The organism is Thioclava sp. NG1 (genome assembly GCF_003122275.1).
In the GTDB taxonomy this organism is placed as follows: Bacteria; Pseudomonadota; Alphaproteobacteria; order Rhodobacterales; family Rhodobacteraceae; genus Thioclava; species Thioclava nitratireducens.
Genome location: NZ_QFBB01000011.1, coordinates 122188 through 137530 on the forward strand (window position 1 = coordinate 122188; position 15343 = coordinate 137530).

The 15343-nt window shown below is 60.9% G+C and carries 12 protein-coding genes and 1 tRNA gene; 8 read left to right on the forward strand and 5 right to left on the reverse strand.

The genetic code is table 11. The annotated features are described in order from the left end of the window. Window positions 1-6: 6 nt before the first annotated feature. The 3 genes from DEM26_RS17745 to DEM26_RS17755 form a co-directional block, all read right to left on the reverse strand. Window positions 7-438 carry an HU family DNA-binding protein gene (locus DEM26_RS17745; protein ID WP_109172979.1) on the reverse strand — a complete coding sequence of 144 codons (432 nt, stop codon included), beginning with the start codon at window positions 436-438 and terminating at the stop codon, window positions 7-9. A 111-nt stretch (window positions 439-549) separates the two neighbouring features. Further along, on the reverse strand, window positions 550-2964 hold the full coding sequence (lon, locus tag DEM26_RS17750) for an endopeptidase La (RefSeq protein ID WP_075774719.1): 2415 nt from the start codon (window positions 2962-2964) through the stop codon (window positions 550-552). Between the two features lie 210 nt (window positions 2965-3174). Further along, on the reverse strand, window positions 3175-4509 hold the full coding sequence (locus DEM26_RS17755; protein WP_109172980.1) for an ATP-binding protein: 1335 nt from the start codon (window positions 4507-4509) through the stop codon (window positions 3175-3177). A gap of 36 nt (window positions 4510-4545) precedes the next feature. Here DEM26_RS17755 and DEM26_RS17760 point away from each other — a divergent pair, with 36 nt between their 5' ends. The 3 genes from DEM26_RS17760 (at window position 4546) to DEM26_RS17770 (ending at window position 7479) form a co-directional block, all read left to right on the forward strand. Beyond that, the gene (locus DEM26_RS17760) at window positions 4546-5418 is read left to right on the forward strand and encodes an MBL fold metallo-hydrolase (RefSeq protein WP_233243180.1); all 873 of its coding nucleotides are present in this window, start codon (window positions 4546-4548) and stop codon (window positions 5416-5418) included. Between the two features lie 71 nt (window positions 5419-5489). Further along, a tRNA-Asn gene (locus tag DEM26_RS17765) sits at window positions 5490-5564 on the forward strand. Between the two features lie 292 nt (window positions 5565-5856). Further along, on the forward strand, window positions 5857-7479 hold the full coding sequence (locus DEM26_RS17770; protein ID WP_233243181.1) for a site-specific integrase: 1623 nt from the start codon (window positions 5857-5859) through the stop codon (window positions 7477-7479). A 329-nt stretch (window positions 7480-7808) separates the two neighbouring features. Here DEM26_RS17770 and DEM26_RS17775 read toward each other — a convergent pair whose 3' ends face one another. Continuing rightward, the gene (locus DEM26_RS17775; RefSeq protein ID WP_088728052.1) at window positions 7809-8699 is read right to left on the reverse strand and encodes a cation diffusion facilitator family transporter; all 891 of its coding nucleotides are present in this window, start codon (window positions 8697-8699) and stop codon (window positions 7809-7811) included. A gap of 147 nt (window positions 8700-8846) precedes the next feature. Between DEM26_RS17775 and DEM26_RS17780 the strand changes: the two genes are divergently transcribed. Continuing rightward, window positions 8847-9119 carry a metal/formaldehyde-sensitive transcriptional repressor gene (locus DEM26_RS17780; RefSeq protein ID WP_088728053.1) on the forward strand — a complete coding sequence of 91 codons (273 nt, stop codon included), beginning with the start codon at window positions 8847-8849 and terminating at the stop codon, window positions 9117-9119. A gap of 362 nt (window positions 9120-9481) precedes the next feature. Here DEM26_RS17780 and DEM26_RS17785 read toward each other — a convergent pair whose 3' ends face one another. Then, window positions 9482-11809, reverse strand: a complete 2328-nt coding sequence (locus DEM26_RS17785) for a heavy metal translocating P-type ATPase (RefSeq protein WP_199224697.1) — start codon at window positions 11807-11809, stop codon at window positions 9482-9484. An 898-nt stretch (window positions 11810-12707) separates the two neighbouring features. Here DEM26_RS17785 and DEM26_RS17800 point away from each other — a divergent pair. From DEM26_RS17800 to DEM26_RS17815, 4 genes are all read left to right on the forward strand, one after another. Further along, window positions 12708-13673 (forward strand): calcium/sodium antiporter, encoded by a 966-nt coding sequence (locus DEM26_RS17800; protein ID WP_088724193.1) that lies wholly within the window; start codon window positions 12708-12710, stop codon window positions 13671-13673. 87 nt (window positions 13674-13760) lie between these two features. Then, window positions 13761-14165, forward strand: a complete 405-nt coding sequence (locus DEM26_RS17805) for a helix-turn-helix transcriptional regulator (RefSeq protein ID WP_088724192.1) — start codon at window positions 13761-13763, stop codon at window positions 14163-14165. Between the two features lie 153 nt (window positions 14166-14318). Then, a complete protein-coding gene (locus DEM26_RS17810; protein WP_088724191.1) occupies window positions 14319-14738 on the forward strand; it encodes an Rrf2 family transcriptional regulator in 420 nt (139 codons plus the stop codon). Between the two features lie 12 nt (window positions 14739-14750). Continuing rightward, the gene (locus DEM26_RS17815; protein WP_088724190.1) at window positions 14751-15050 is read left to right on the forward strand and encodes a DUF6522 family protein; all 300 of its coding nucleotides are present in this window, start codon (window positions 14751-14753) and stop codon (window positions 15048-15050) included. Window positions 15051-15343: the final 293 nt, after the last annotated feature.

Genomic DNA, 15343 nt, shown 5'->3' on the forward strand with positions numbered 1-15343 from the left:
GAAATCTCAGCCCCGGTTTTCGACCTCGCTTTCCAAGGCGTCGACCTCGGCCTGCACGGCGCCATCCGCCTCTGCCGCGACGGCCTCCAGCATGCCCGAAGGGCGGCGCAGCTTGACCACGAGGATCTCGTCGCCGTTCTTCTCGAACTGGCGGTTGATCTTCAGCTTGCCGAGCGGCGGGATGCTGAGTTCCTCGCCTTCCGAGAGCGCCTCGCCCAGAACTTTCAGCACGGCCTCCGACATTGCTTTCGCCTCGCCGCGCTTCACGCCAGCCTCGACCATCACCCGATCCACGAAGCTTCGCTTGCGCACGAGCGCCTTCGCCTCGGCCCCCGGATCAGGAGCTGCCGGCGTGAGCGTCGCGGCGGAGGCCGGAGGTGTCGCGGGCGTCGCGACGGGGGGCTTGCGGGTCGATTTCGGCTTCTGGCTCTTGGCCATGGCGGCTCCTTTTTTGACCGGAATAAAAGGAGGTTACGTGCAAATGCCTTCAGATGCAAAAACGCCCGCCGCGATATGCGACGGGCGTTTTCGTTTTCAATCCAAAGCCGATCAGTGCGCGGTTGCGCCCTGTGCGTCCGATTTGGCCGCGGCTGCGGCGGCGGCTGCCGCCTCTTCGGCCTCTTCGTCCCAATCGACCGGCTCGGGCTGACGCACCAGCGCGCGGGCGAGGACTTCGCGAACGTGAGTGACCGGAACGATCTCCAGCCCTTCCTTCACGTTGTCGGGGATATCCGCGAGGTCTTTTTCATTCTCCTCGGGGATGAACACCGTCTTGATCCCACCACGCAGTGCCGCGAGCAGTTTCTCTTTCAAGCCACCGATCGGCATCGCGTTGCCACGCAAGCTGACCTCGCCGGTCATGGCGATATCCTTGCGCACCGGGATTCCGGTCAACACCGAGACGATGGAGGTCACCATCGCCAGACCCGCAGAGGGCCCGTCTTTCGGCGTCGCGCCATCCGGCACGTGGACGTGAATATCCCACTTCTCGAAGCGCGGCGGCTTGATGCCGAATTGCGGCGCGACCGAGCGGACGTAGCTGGATGCCGCGTCGATCGATTCCTTCATCACGTCGCCCAGCTTACCGGTGGTCTTCATCCGGCCTTTACCCGGCAGGCGCAGAGCTTCGATCTGCAGCAAGTCGCCGCCCACGGAGGTCCAGGCGAGGCCGGTCACGACGCCCACCTGATCTTCCTTCTCGGCCAGACCGTAGCGGTGCTTCTTGACGCCCAGATATTCGCCCACCTTCGCCTCATCGACGGTGATGTGCTTGATCTGACCCTTCGACTTGATGATCTCGGTCACCGCTTTCCGGGCGAGCTTCGCGATATCGCGTTCGAGATTCCGCACGCCCGCCTCGCGGGTGTAGTAGCGGATCACGTCGGTCAGCGCGCCATCGGTCAGTTCGAACTCGTTCTTCTTGAGCCCGTGACCCTTGATCTGCTTCGGGATCAGGTGCTGCTTGGCGATCTCGGCCTTCTCGTCCTCGGTGTAGCCGGCGAGCGGGATGATCTCCATCCGGTCCAGAAGCGGGCCCGGCATGTTGTAGGAGTTCGCCGTCGTCAGAAACATCACGTTCGAGAGGTCGTATTCCACTTCGAGATAGTGGTCCACGAAGGTCGCGTTCTGCTCGGGGTCGAGCACTTCAAGCATGGCCGAAGCCGGGTCGCCACGGAAGTCCTGACCCATCTTGTCGATCTCGTCGAGCAGGATCAGCGGGTTCGTGGTTTTCGCCTTCTTCAGCGCCTGAATGATCTTGCCGGGCATCGAGCCGATATAGGTCCGACGGTGGCCGCGGATCTCGGATTCGTCGCGCACGCCGCCAAGCGAGATGCGGATGAATTCGCGCCCCGTTGCCTTGGCGACAGACCGGCCCAGCGAGGTCTTACCCACGCCGGGGGGACCCACGAGGCACATGATCGGGCCTTTCAGCTTGGCCGAGCGCGCCTGCACCGCAAGATACTCAACGATGCGTTCCTTGACCTTCTCGAGCCCGTAGTGATCGGCATCAAGCACGGCCTCCGCCTTGCTGAGGTCTTTCTTTACGCGGGATTTGGTGCCCCACGGGATCGACAGCATCCAGTCGAGATAGTTGCGCACGACGGTGGCTTCCGCCGACATCGGCGACATCGACTTGAGCTTCTTGAGCTCGGCCTCTGCCTTTTCCTTGGCCTCTTTGGAAAGCTTCGTGTTCTCGATGCGCTCTTCCAGCTCGAGGATCTCGTTCTGGCCGTCTTCGCCATCGCCGAGTTCCTTCTGAATGGCCTTCATCTGCTCATTCAGGTAGTACTCGCGCTGGGTCTTCTCCATCTGCGTTTTCACACGGGACTTGATCTTTTTCTCCACCTGGAGAACCGAGACCTCACCCTGCATGAGCCCGTAGACCCGCTCCAGCCGTTCGGAGACGTCGAGCGTTTCCAGAAGCTCCTGCTTCTGGGCCACTTCCAGCCCCAGATGGCCCGAGACGAGATCGGCCAGCTTGTCCGCTTCGGTCGCGTCGGCCACGGCCGAGAGCGCCTCTTCGGGGATGTTCTTCTTGATCTTCGCGTAGCGCTCGAATTCCTCGGCGACCGAACGCAGCAGCGCGCGGATCGTCTCCACATCGCCCTCGGTTTCGATCAGCGGCTCGGCATTCGCTTCAAAGTAGTCGTCATTCTCGACGAACTCGCTGATGCGCACGCGGCTCTTGCCCTCGACCAGAACCTTCACGGTGCCATCAGGCAGTTTCAGCAGTTGCAGCACGTTGGCGAGCACGCCAACGCGGAAAATCCCGTCTGTGTCGGGGTCGTCTTGCGACGGGTCGATCTGGCTCGCGAGCAAGATCTGACGGTCATCCGCCATCACCTCTTCGAGTGCGCGCACGGATTTCTCGCGCCCGACGAAGAGCGGCACGATCATGTGGGGGAAAACCACGATATCGCGCAACGGCAGGACCGGATGGGTGACAGAGCTAAATTCGGTCATCGGCGTTCCTCTCTTGGCAGGAGGGTCCGGCCCCATTTTCGGCGACCACGTCCCTCCCCTGTTCGACCCAATATCTAGGAGCCGCGAAGCGTCCATTCAACTAGGCCATGTCACTCATCCGTCACAATGCGTGGCCCCGGGACAGGCCGCAAGAGGCGATCTCGCTGCCGTGAGCGGTTCGTGCGCGCGCGTGATCGAACGTGTAGCCGCTCACCGCGGCAGGATCATCTCGGCCATCAAGCCGCCAAGCCGTTCGGATCGCCCGAGTTTCAGCGATCCGCCATGGCGCCGCAGGATGTCAGCGGTGATCGAGAGGCCAAGGCCCACCCCCTGCCCGCGATCCTGATTGCGCGCCGGATCGAGCCGCGTGAAGGGCAGGATCGCCTCTTCGCGGCGTTCGGGCGGGATGCCAGGGCCGTCGTCATGCACCGCGATTCGCCATCCCGTGCGCGCGATCGAGACGCTAATCTCGGCGCGGGTGCCGTAGCGGACCGCATTGCCGATCAGGTTTGCCAGCGCGCGTTTGAGCGCATCGGGACGGAAAGTCGCCTCCTCCTCCGTATCGCAATCGACGAGCGTCACGTCGCGGCCCATCCGCCGCATGTCTTCCACCACGCCTTCGACGAAGCCGCAGATCGGCAGCGTCTCCGGCTCGCCATGCGAGGCGCCGTCGCGCGAAAAATCGAGGAAGGCATCGACAAGGCGACCCATCTCGTCGACGTCGCGCTCCATCGCGCGGACCTCGTCCGTCTCCTCCATCATCGACAGCCCGAGCCGCAGACGCGTGAGCGGTGTGCGCAGATCGTGGCTGACACCCGAGAGCATCAGCGTGCGCTGCTCGATCTGCCGCTCGATCCGGTTGCGCATGTCGAGGAAGGCGCGGCCCGCGGCGCGCACCTCCGTCGCCCCCGAGACGCGGTAATTCAGGTTGCGCCCCTTGCCGAATTCCTCCGCCGCATGGCTCAGTCTGCGGATCGGGCGCAGCTGATTGCGCAGGAAGATATAGGCGATCAGCGTCATCAGAATGGAAACAAAGACCATCAGGACGAGCAATTGGTGGGGATTCGACGCCGACACCCGACTGCGCGCGAAGGTCACCGCCAGCGGCCCGTTCGGCGTTTCTTGCACCACCCGCACGGAGTTGGTGGTGTTGTCGAGAACGATCGAGCGAATCTGCGACAGATTGGTGCGCAGGGTCGAGATCACCACGATCCCGGTGAGATCGAAGAAGTTGCGCGTATCCCCCCGCTGCGACGCAAGATCCGTCGGCGCCGGGAATTGCGAGGTGAAGTTCAGTGTCTTGTCGAGCACGTCGAGCCGTTCGCGCGCAACCTCTGCCGTCGGCGCATTGGTCGCGACCTGATCGAGCAGCGCGATCTCGCGCACCATCCCTTCGGTCATCTGCTGCGTGACACGTTCGAAATGGCGCTGGATGAAGACGACGGATACCACCAGCTGGATCGTCACCACCGGCAGAATCAGGATCAACGCGGCCCGCCCATAAAGCCCGCGCGGCATCATCTGTTTCAGCCAGCGAAAATTCATGCCAGAACCCTAGCGATGGCCGCGACGGAGGGAAAGATGGAAGAATTGCAGCCCGGCTTGCGTCGGATCGTGGCTCCGAACCCGTCCCCCATGACTTATACCGGCACCTGCACCTATGTCATTGGCACAGGCGAGGTCGCGGTGGTCGATCCCGGTCCCGCCGATCCCGCCCATCTTCAGGCGCTGCTCGACGCGCTCGCCTCGGGAGAGCGCGTCAGCCATATCCTCGTCACCCATGCCCATCTCGACCATTCCCCCGGCGCGCGGCTCTTGGCCGAGGCCACGGGCGCGCCCATCCTTGCCTTCGGCCCGCCCGAGGCCGGGCGCGCGCCTGTGATGGCGGAACTTGCTGCGCGTGGACATGCGGGCGGCGGTGAAGGAGTCGATCACGCGTTCGACCCCGACATCCTTATCGAGGATGGCGAGACGCTGAGCCATGGCGACTGGTCGCTCACCGCGCTGCATACGCCCGGTCATTTCTGCAACCATCTGAGCTTCGCGATGGGCGATGCGCTTCTGACCGGCGATGTGGTGATGGGCTGGTCCTCGACACTGATCTCACCGCCCGACGGCGATCTGGGCGACTATTATCGCTCCCTCGCGCGCATCGAGGCACTCCGCCCGCACATTCTCTATCCCGGCCATGGCGAGCCGGTGACCGATCCGCGAACGCTGATCGCGAGTCAGCGCGCACATCGCGACGCCCGCACCGCGCAGATCCGAAGCGCCTTGGCAGAGCGCCCCGCCACCCCGCAGACGCTCACCCGCGCGATATACACTGACGTGCCCGCAGCCCTCCTGCCAGCCGCCGAACGGAATGTCTTCGCCCATCTCGTTGAAATGTCGGTACAAAACGAAGTCATCGCCGCGCCCGACCTGCGCCCGGAGGCGCTATTTTCGCTGACGTGACGAAAGCCTGAATTTTTTCGCCAGAACCCTCTGGACATCCCAATTCGAGATTCATATACACCCTCACATGTTCCGGCGTAGCTCAGCGGTAGAGCAGTTGACTGTTAATCAATTGGTCGTAGGTTCGATCCCTACCGCCGGAGCCATCTTCCCCTCCAGGGTGTTGATTTAGCTACAAAAAGCCTTTCATGGCTTCGTAGGTGTGGCATACGGGTGTTCCATCACCCGCGTTTTGCGTAGGTCCGTCCGAAACAAGGACGACGCAAGACCATGCACGGCCAACCTCATCTCTCCCGTCGCGGCACCGCCTATCAATGGCGCCGTCGGATCCGGGTGTTTTCCACAAAATTCGTCGACCTGAAGCTCTCCTTGGGGACGACGGATCGCCGTGTTGCGATTATCTTAGCCCGTAAGATTAGTGCGAAGAGCGACACATTCATGGATGGCATCATCAGGACCGAGATCTCGCCTCAGGAGGCGCGCGCCTGGCTGGCGGATGTAATCAAGCGCGAGCGGGCGAAGATCGAAAAGCTGCAATTGCTGCGCCGGTTCGACTCCCTCGATCCGCTCGATGATTTGCGCCAAAACGAGGCCGCGCGGGACGCTTGGGCATATCTGGCACGGTCGGGACTGAATGCTGAGGCACCCGAAGGTGCTTCTGATCTGTTGAGGTCGACGATCGACCTGTATCGCCGCGACCTTGCCAGCGATAGCCGCAGGCGTATCATCGCAAGGGAGTTTCAGGATCTGACCGGGCGTCCGGCAAGTTCTGCCTTTGAGGTGGTAACCCTCATGAGCCTACTGATTTCTGGCAAGCGGGCCGCGTGGGCCGGCAACGATACAGCTCTTGAGCCGATCGAGGCCCTGGCCGATGACTTGGCCGCCCAGACACCGTCCGACCTGCTGGGGCCCGAACCGCATTGCGCGGCGCCTAATTTCCCTCCAGAAAATGCGGCGCGAACGCCCTCTGTGGTGTCGCAGCCTGCCCAAGACCCTGCTCTTGATCCCTCGCTCGACGGTGTGATCGAGCGCTTGATCACGATGAAACGCGAGGAAGGTATCGAAGAGAAGACGCTGCGCCAATATCGTAGTTTTGGCGATTTGTTTACGCTTCTCACCGGGATCACGGATATCCGGCGGGTCCGCCAGGCTGATGCGACCGCCTTCCGTGCCGCGCTCTTGAAAATTCCGAAAAGCTGGGGGAAGAGCCCGAAGGATCGCACCGCGACCCGCGACGAGGTTATGGCGCGTGCTGCCGCCCTGCCCGCCGATCAGGTGGGCCTCTCGACCGGCACGATCAATCGGCACCTCGATCATCTCGGTCAGGTCGCGACCTGGGCCGCCGATGAGGGCTTCTTGATCGACCCACGCCTCGATCCGAGCAAGCTGCGCCGTAAAGAAACTGTGCGCGAGAGCGAGAAGAAGGATGCATTCACCCCACTCCAACTCGAGGCGCTGTTCCAAAACCCGGTCTGGACGGGCTCTGAGACAGAATACTTCCAGACACGTCCGGGCAAGACGATCTATCGCAACGGCATCTATTGGTGCCCTCTGATCGGCGCGGTTACCGGGGCACGGCGCGAAGAGATCGCAGGCTTGTCGCCCGAGGACATCATCGAGGTCGACGGCATTCCTTGCATTTCTATCCGTGAGACCGAGCAGCGCCGTGTCAAAACGCTCTCCTCTTGTCGCACCGTGCCGATCCATGTGCGCCTGATCGAGCTCGGGTTTCTCGACCATGTGACGAAGATGAAGCGTGCCGGGCACCCTGATCTGTTTCCGGACCTTCGGGAACCGAAGAGTGGCAAGCACGGCAAGAAACTCGGGCGTCGGATGAGACAAATCATCGATGATACGCTGGGTGCCGATGGCGCGGCGCTATCTTTCCACAGCTTCCGCCACTACGTTCAGAACGCGCTCGAACACGCGGCAATCGACGATAAGATCATTCGCGACATCGTGGGCCATGAAGGGCGCGATATTCACGAGAAGACTTACCACAAGCCGACCCCACCCAACCTGATGCGCCCGGCAATCGATGCTCTGCCACTTTGGGTTTGACGGGGATGTGCCAGACGTTTTTTTGGGCGGAAACCGGACGTTCGCTGCGATCGCAAGTCCGTCGGGCCATTCAGACAGAAGCCGACATTCAAACGCGTGACGCGCAGACCAATTTCTGCATCGCTACATGGCGGATTGTTTAGAGCTACAGCAACAAGGATTGGAAGACGGGACAGGGCTGACCACGAAGACTTCGCTGGTAAAGTCGATTTCAACGATTTCTGCGGAGCGCGTCTCGCACGTCACTGTTGTGGCCATACTGAGTGCGACAAAAACTCAAAAAACTCGGTGCGATCCGCGAAAAGGTTGAAGGAGTGACCCATACAACTTCAATCCAAAACGACGATTCCCGAGTGCTTCTGCTTGTGCTCTGGCTCTACATGAATGGTGATCATCGCGCCTGGCACGTTCTCCTTCAAAGCGGCCTCTACGCGATCACAGATCTCGTGCGCATTGAACACTGTGGTTTCACCAGGGACCACAAGATGGAAGTCAATGAAAGTTGCACTTCCGGCATGTCTGGTGCGTAGATCATGGGCTTCCAGCGCCCCATCGGCTTCTTTGGCGATAATCTCGCGCACGGTCTCGAGCGTGCCTTGCGGCACTGCCTCGTCCATCAACCCGCTCAGGGACTCCTTCACGATCTTCCACCCCGACCAGAGGATATTGATGGCAACACCGGTTGCCATCAGGGGATCAAGAATCCACCAGCCCGAAACGGTCGCCAGGAGCACTCCAACAGCCACTCCTCCGGAGGTCACAACATCGGTGAAGAGGTGCCTGCCGTCAGCGATGAGGGCGGGTGACTTTTCGACCTTGCCGCGTGAGACAAGTATCCAAGCCCAGACCGCGTTGATGGCGGTTGCCCCACTGTTCACAAGCAGGCCCTCAATAGGTAGATCGAGGGGGGTCGGGTTCAGGAACCCGAAATACGCTTCGCGCAGGATAAGCAGGGCGGCGACGATGATCATCACACCTTCTAAAACGGCGCTGAAGAATTCGGCCTTGTCGTGACCGTAGGGATGCGTCGCGTCCGCGGGACGCGCCGCAACGCGGATCGCGATGAGCGCCGCGATTGCCGTCGCCACGTTGACTGTGCTCTCGAGTGCGTCTGAAAAGAGCGCAACCGATCCGGTAATCCACCATGCGAATGTCTTGATCGCCAGCACGATCACGCCGACGACGATGCTGCCGATCGCGAGTTTGATGGTCGTGGACATTTGTGGCCTCGTGGATTGACGATGCCCCAACCTGAAGCTGGGGCTCAGCTTGGTAATCGAGCAAAACGCCGTGAAGGGCAACTCTTGGCACTACAAGCAAACACAGCGCAGATACCTATACCCCCTATCCTACGCAAGACTGACGAGATGAGTGATCTGACCGGCGAAAAGACGAAAGTTCTCGGACGCATCCGGCGGATGCGCGGGCAGATGGAAGCAATTGAGCGCGCCATCAACGAGGAGAAGGACTGTGGGGAGATCCTGCACCTGGTCTCGTCCGTTCGGTGCGCCATGGCCGGCCTCACCCACGAACTAATTGACGAGCATCTCCAGCACCATGTGCTTGGTGTGGACGACGAGGACGAGCGAAGAAGAGGCGTTGAGGATTTCTCCTCCGTTCTGCGCAGCTGTCTCAAGTAGCGGTGCGCTTGCATCAGCGATTGCGAGACCTGCCAACAAATTTGACCGCGGCTGACGCCAAGCAAGTCGAAACAGACAACGACGCGTTTCTGGGCGCCAGCCCTACCCGGCGTCTGGCTGCGTGGGGCCGCCCGCGATCGCGACATCGACATGTAGCTTGAGGCCAAGCCACCGCGCCCGGGCGGGGCAGCGGCGTTTCAGAATGGAAGAGCCGGACCATCACCACTGAAAGTCGAGGAAATTGCCCGCACGTCCGGGCGTGCTCGCTTAAAGCCCTCCACGCCAGTTCGAGAGGCGCGTCAGGACTCCATTCAGGGCGTCCGACCCAAATGCCATGAAGTTGGTCGGGGGCTATTGTGGACTCAGCGCGACTCAAGCGAGCGGTAGATTTCCTCTTCTTGGGCAAAGTGCAGCTTCACGACTGCGGCAAAGCCATGTAGCAGACGCTGAAGCTCGTAGCGATCCCCGTCGTCAGGTTCGGTCCGCCCCAGGACCTCGCGCATTTTTCGAAGATCCTGGACCATCCTGTTCATTTCCATGTGGGTTCGGCTCATGCCTGCCAGAGCGTCGTGATCATCGGAATTTCTGCGAATACTCGCATAAATTTCTCGATCGTCGTGCATTTCATGTGGCAATAGCCTTTCGCTGAGCATGTGTTCGAGCGCCTCAAGATCGCGCCGCAGTTCCGCGGCAGTTGAATGCCGCGAACCATCAGCGACTGCATTGATGGTCTCGAGAACGTCCGCTAGCTCCCGATGCTCTTCCTCAAGCTTGGATAGCATCTTGGCAGGAATCTGCGCTTTCGTAAGGCGATCCCGGATCGGAGGGCCAAGTGCACGCAGGGCATTCAAAATGACTGCGACATCGATTGCCTCCTGAAGGATGGCACCCTGCACCGGCGTGAGATACCCGAGGGCCGCGACAACCATTGCCGCCCCGGACATTCCCATTCCGGCGTAGACGCTCTGCAGTGCAATTTGTCGAGATCGGCGGGCAATGGCTATTGCACTTGCAAGGCGGTCCAGGCGATCCAACAGGATGACCACATCGGCTGCCTCGGAGGACGCCGCCGCGCCTCTTGCCCCCATAGCGACCCCGATATCGGCAGCGGCCAAGGCCGGCGCGTCGTTGACACCATCCCCGACCATCATGACCGGGCCACGCGTCGCGCGCTCGGCCTCGACGATCCGGATCTTGTCAGCCGGCTCCATCTCGGAGACGACATAATCCACGCCAAGGAAAGAGGCTACATTCGCCGCGAGGTCTGAGCGGTCCCCAGTTGCAAGAACGATTCTTTCTGTCCCTGTATCGCGCAGTCGACGTAGAACGGTTCCGGCTTCTGGTCGGACTTCGTCTGCAAATAGAAAGGCGCCAGCGATCTCGCCGTCTATCGCGACAAGAACGCTTACAGTCCCCGATCGCCGAATCCATCGGTCGAGTTCTGTTCTGAAGTCGGACTGCGTCACCTGTCCGGCTACGAAATCCCAACCGCCGACAACGATGTGCCTACCGCCGATCTGACCCTCGACTCCCGCTCCGGGAACTTCCCTCACCACCGAAGGCGCCACGAGTTCGAGCCCGCGCTCCCGAGCGGCGGCGACGAGCGCTTCTGCGATCACATGTTGGGATCCCTGGTCCACAGAGGCTGCAAGACGCAGGATCTCCTTGGGGTTCGCGTCATGCGGCACCTTCAAATCGACGAGGCGGTTGCTGCCTGCGGTCACCGTGCCGGTCTTGTCGAATAGGACCGTGCGGACACGCGCCAGTGTTTCGAGAGCGCCGCCCCCCTTGACGAGAACCCCTTTAGCAGCGCAGCGCGAGACCCCGGAAATGATGGCAACTGGCACCGCCAAGATTAGCGGACAGGGCGTCGCTACGACGAGAACCGCGAGTGCCCGGTCAGGGTTTCCGCTTACGATCCACGCGGCGCCGGCGAGCGCAAGTGTCAGCGGGAGGAAAGCGAGCGCGAACCGATCGGCCATCCGGGCGATGGGTGCCTTCGACTTCTGTGCCTCTCGCACCAGTCGCACGATCCCGGCATAGGTGCTCTGATCCGCCGCGGCCGAGACCTTGAGGTCGAAGGGATTGCCAGAATTTATGGAACCGCTCAGCACCGTCTGAGCCACTCTGCGATGAACTGGAATGGCCTCGCCTGTAACCGCTGACTCATCGAGCAATGCGGACCCCATGACGACTGTTCCGTCAGTTGGCACACACTCACCATGCCGAACAAGGAGGCGATCCCCGATCTGAATATCCTCGATTGATACTTCTTCGACGCCACCATCCCGATATCGTGCTGCCGTGCGCGGCAGACGGCTCAGCAGGGCGGTCAACTCACGCTGCGCGCGACGTTGGGCGAGGTCCTCGAGCGCCTCTCCCCCCGTGAACATCACAGCGATGATTATACCCGCCAGGTGCTCACCGAGCAGAAGTGCCCCCCCCATCGCCAGTGCGGCAATAAGGTCGAGGCCAAGTTCTCCTCGCCTGATACGCGCGCCGATCGAGAGGACAAGCGCTAAGAGCGCGACCACGGTGCCGGCGGCCCATGTCACATCTGTCAGATCCGACCGACCGGTAAGATAGGCTATTCCGCCGACACCCAGCGATAGTGCGACCAACGGCAACAGCATTCGCTTCGTGGCCATAGCGATTGCTTCGAGGCGATGATGATCCTTCTGGGTCTCCATGTCTGAGCCTCTGTTCTGGAGCGTCGCTACGGTAGTGGATCCCTGGACCGCCGCTTTGATCCTGAGCAAGCCAACTCTTCTTTACAATCACTTTAGGGGAGGACCCTTCTTTGGTCATGTCGTCTCGCTCCCGATCACGATCGAGATAGCCCGTGTGTGCGGCTTCCGCGGCTACCAGCTTACCAATTTGCGCGCTGACATCGGGCTCGAGATGTAGCTGATCTGAAGGTCACAATAACTGTCCCGGACGGCGCACCCGACCTCGGTCAATTGCTCTATGGGCTTGGTGCGTCTCGTAGAGAGCAAGCCGAAAATCTGGAAACGAACCTCTGCTCCGTCCGCTGCGCGGTTGCCCGACTTGCACAATCGCTGTTCTTTGAAATGAACGGCAGGTTTGGAGACGCCGCGTCGCGGCGGTCAGGAGGCCGGCCAATGACTGGTATGGACCGTGAGCGCTACCCGCTTGGGGTCCCCGCCTATCGTCGGACCCGTTCGCGTGCTTTCCGCGTTGCTGCCAGGCTGACATGATAGGCTGATCAAGAGGAAAAGATGGAGTGGCTCGTCGATCACCACCGAGTGGTGGGCATCGCCGTGCAGCTCGTTACAAGATTTGTGTGGGGGGCATATCTACAGCGCATGCTTCAGAATTTCCGGCGCGAGCGGCGCTCGAAACTGCTGATGAGGCGGCCGAATTTGTCTGCTCCTTCAGAGTCGGCGCAGACCCTACACTACTTGAGGAATTTGCGACAGGGCAGGTCACCGGATCAAGACACTTTGGCGGAATACCGACCGGTCCGCTCGTGAATATGCAGCCTTCCTATTCTTTCCCTGTATCCGGCGCACTAAATCATGGCGAAACGTCTACTTAGGCGAGCACAACTTTGGGACAGAAATAGAAATGTTGCATGACCTCCTCCTCGTGGCTGCCGGCCTTGTTCTTCTTTTTGTCGGCGGCGAAGGGCTCGTGCGCGGCTCCGTCGCAATTGCCGAGCGCCTCGGCATCTCAAAGCTTTTAATCGGTCTGATCATCGTCGGTTTCGGCACGTCGACACCGGAACTGCTTGTTTCCGTGAACGCAGCCATAGACGGCGCGCCCGAGATTGCTTTGGGTAACGTCGTAGGCTCGAACATCGCGAACATTCTGCTCATTGTCGGCGTGGCAGCAGTTATCACACCGATCCTCGGTTGGGCGCGAACAGCTGTGCGCGAGGCGCTGGTCGCAACACTTGTTTCGCTGGCGGCCTACGCTCTTGTTCAGGGTGAAATCATCACTCAGATCGAAGGTATCGCAATGCTTCTCGTCCTCGCAGGTTACCTCTTTTCCAGCTACTGGCTGGAAAAACGCAACCGCCAGGCAACGGCATTTCGACATGAAGCTGAGGAGTTCGAAGACATTCCGCTACCGCGACCTTGGCTTGCGCCGCTCTTGGTCATTATTGGCATTGCCGCTCTCGTGTTCGGAGCGGACTTACTGGTCGAAGGGGCAGTAAACTTCGCCCGCGAGTTCGGGGTGCCCGACGCGGTAATCGGTCTATCGCTCGTGGCCATCGGAACGTCGCTTCCCGAGCTAGCCACCAGTATAGTCGCGGCGATCCGGCGTCACCCCGATGTGGTGCTCGGCAATGTAATCGGCTCGAACATCTTCAACATCGTCGCGATCCTCGGCGTCACGGTCGTGATCCAGCCGATCGAAGTCAGCACGCGCTTTCGCGAGATCGACACGCCAGTCATGCTGGCATCGTCTCTCATACTGCTGGGCTTACTGTTCGCTACTAAGAAGATTGGACGCCTGTGGGGTGCGCTGATGTTGGCCGCCTATGCAGCATATATGGTGCTCTTGTTTTCTAACGGGATTGCGAGCTAACTTTTCTATAAGCGGGACGTTCGTTCGTCCACGACATTGGAATAGAGATCGCCCGGTCAACGGCCGCGGCTCAAAGCGGAGACCACGGTGCTCGCCGTAGACGAGCCATTGCGTCTCTTCGTCAGCTTCTATGCGGTCGACGCGGAGGGCGACGTCTGCGATCCGGAGCTTGCCCGACTGGCCCGGCCGCTCGCCCTGCTGCATTTCGAGCGCGCCCTCGAAACCGGCGTCCCGGCCCCGCTTACGGTGCTTAGCTACTGCGAGCTCGCCGTCTGCCTTGGTATCCTCTCTGGCCGCAAATTCGAGGCTATCGTGCTGGAGCTCGGCATCACCCACTCCACAGTGATTACCTACCGCAAGCGCGCCTATGGCAAGCTGGGTACTCCTCCCGCACAGGCCTGTTCGCAATTCGCGCGGGATAGAACTAGACGTTCAGTGCGAAACAGCATGGCTGCCCGCGCAGCGCGGCGGGCCGCGGTGCCGCAAGGCTGATCGCGTGACGATTGTCGCTCGCTGACCATCGATACTGGATCGACGGAACCGAGGGTCGCACCTGAATATGACTGACTTGATACGAAGATCATTGCGCGATCGGGCCTGAGCCTATAACAAGTATTTCTGATGCTTGTTTGTTGGAGGCACCATATGCGCCTGACCAGTTTCACAGATTTCGGACTCCGAGCGCTGATGCGGATGGCCAGCGCGCCGGAGCGTGCCTTCTCGACAGCCGAGATCGCCGATGAGTTCGGTATCTCTCGTCACCACCTGAATAAGGTCATTCAGCGCCTGGCCCGGCACGGCTTCGTGACCACGCGGCGCGGGACCGGTGGCGGCGCAATGCTCGGCCGCCCCGCCCACGAGATCGTTCTTGGAGACCTCGTGCGGCTTCTCGAGCAGGACCAGGCCATTGTCGAATGTTTTTCGCCTGACGGCGCGTGCTGCATTACCCCCGTCTGCGGCCTGAAGGGTAGACTCCGCGCCGCAGAGACCGCGTTTTTGGCAGAACTCGATCGTTCGACGCTGGCAGACATCGCCTTGCCGGCCACTGTTCCATCTGCGGTCTGAAAGGAGATAGCGATGCGTAACGTGTCTTTCACCACTGAGGGTTTCACGGTCGACGCAGAACTCGTTGGACGCGCTTTCGGCCTCCCACCATCCGATGTTCTCGCGAAACTCCGCGACGGCGAGGTCACAAGCAAATGCGAGGCCGGTGTCGACGAAGATGCCGGGCGGTGGCGGCTGACCTTCTACTTTGGCGGTCGCGCTCTACGCCTCGTTGTCGATGAGAACGGCACGATCCTGTCACGCGGCACTTTTCCCTCACACGCACCCGTTGCGGCTCCGCGCGACCTCGCAACGACACATTCGAAGTCCTGACCAGCGATTTCCCGCGGGAAAGAAGCACGACGATCTGTCCCTCGCTCCCCCGCAAGCTCCGCTTCTTGTTGCAGGCGGCGAGTAGTCTAGCGTGACACCGTGCTGAAGGCGCGCTCCTCCATCAGACGCGCCGTGTTCAGGAGGCGCGCGAATAGCGCACCCCCTCGGGCACGTACTGATCGAGAACCGAAGCGATCATCCGTGTTAACGGTCGACCTTCCTGTGCAATGCTGATGCGCTTTCCCGTAAGCCTTGCGAATGGCGCGAAGCGCGTGGCCATTTCCGTCAGGCAC

Coding starts and splice junctions, on each gene's coding strand:
- DEM26_RS17770 (WP_233243181.1), top strand. CDS start 5,857: ATGGATGGCATCATCAGGACCGAGATCTCGCCTCAGGAGGCGCGCGCC.
- DEM26_RS17755 (WP_109172980.1), bottom strand. CDS start 4,509: ATGAATTTTCGCTGGCTGAAACAGATGATGCCGCGCGGGCTTTATGGG.
- lon (WP_075774719.1), bottom strand. CDS start 2,964: ATGACCGAATTTAGCTCTGTCACCCATCCGGTCCTGCCGTTGCGCGAT.
- DEM26_RS17800 (WP_088724193.1), top strand. CDS start 12,708: ATGTTGCATGACCTCCTCCTCGTGGCTGCCGGCCTTGTTCTTCTTTTT.
- DEM26_RS17810 (WP_088724191.1), top strand. CDS start 14,319: ATGCGCCTGACCAGTTTCACAGATTTCGGACTCCGAGCGCTGATGCGG.
- DEM26_RS17785 (WP_199224697.1), bottom strand. CDS start 11,809: ATGGAGACCCAGAAGGATCATCATCGCCTCGAAGCAATCGCTATGGCC.
- DEM26_RS17745 (WP_109172979.1), bottom strand. CDS start 438: ATGGCCAAGAGCCAGAAGCCGAAATCGACCCGCAAGCCCCCCGTCGCG.
- DEM26_RS17775 (WP_088728052.1), bottom strand. CDS start 8,699: ATGTCCACGACCATCAAACTCGCGATCGGCAGCATCGTCGTCGGCGTG.
- DEM26_RS17815 (WP_088724190.1), top strand. CDS start 14,751: ATGCGTAACGTGTCTTTCACCACTGAGGGTTTCACGGTCGACGCAGAA.
- DEM26_RS17760 (WP_233243180.1), top strand. CDS start 4,546: ATGGAAGAATTGCAGCCCGGCTTGCGTCGGATCGTGGCTCCGAACCCG.
- DEM26_RS17780 (WP_088728053.1), top strand. CDS start 8,847: ATGAGTGATCTGACCGGCGAAAAGACGAAAGTTCTCGGACGCATCCGG.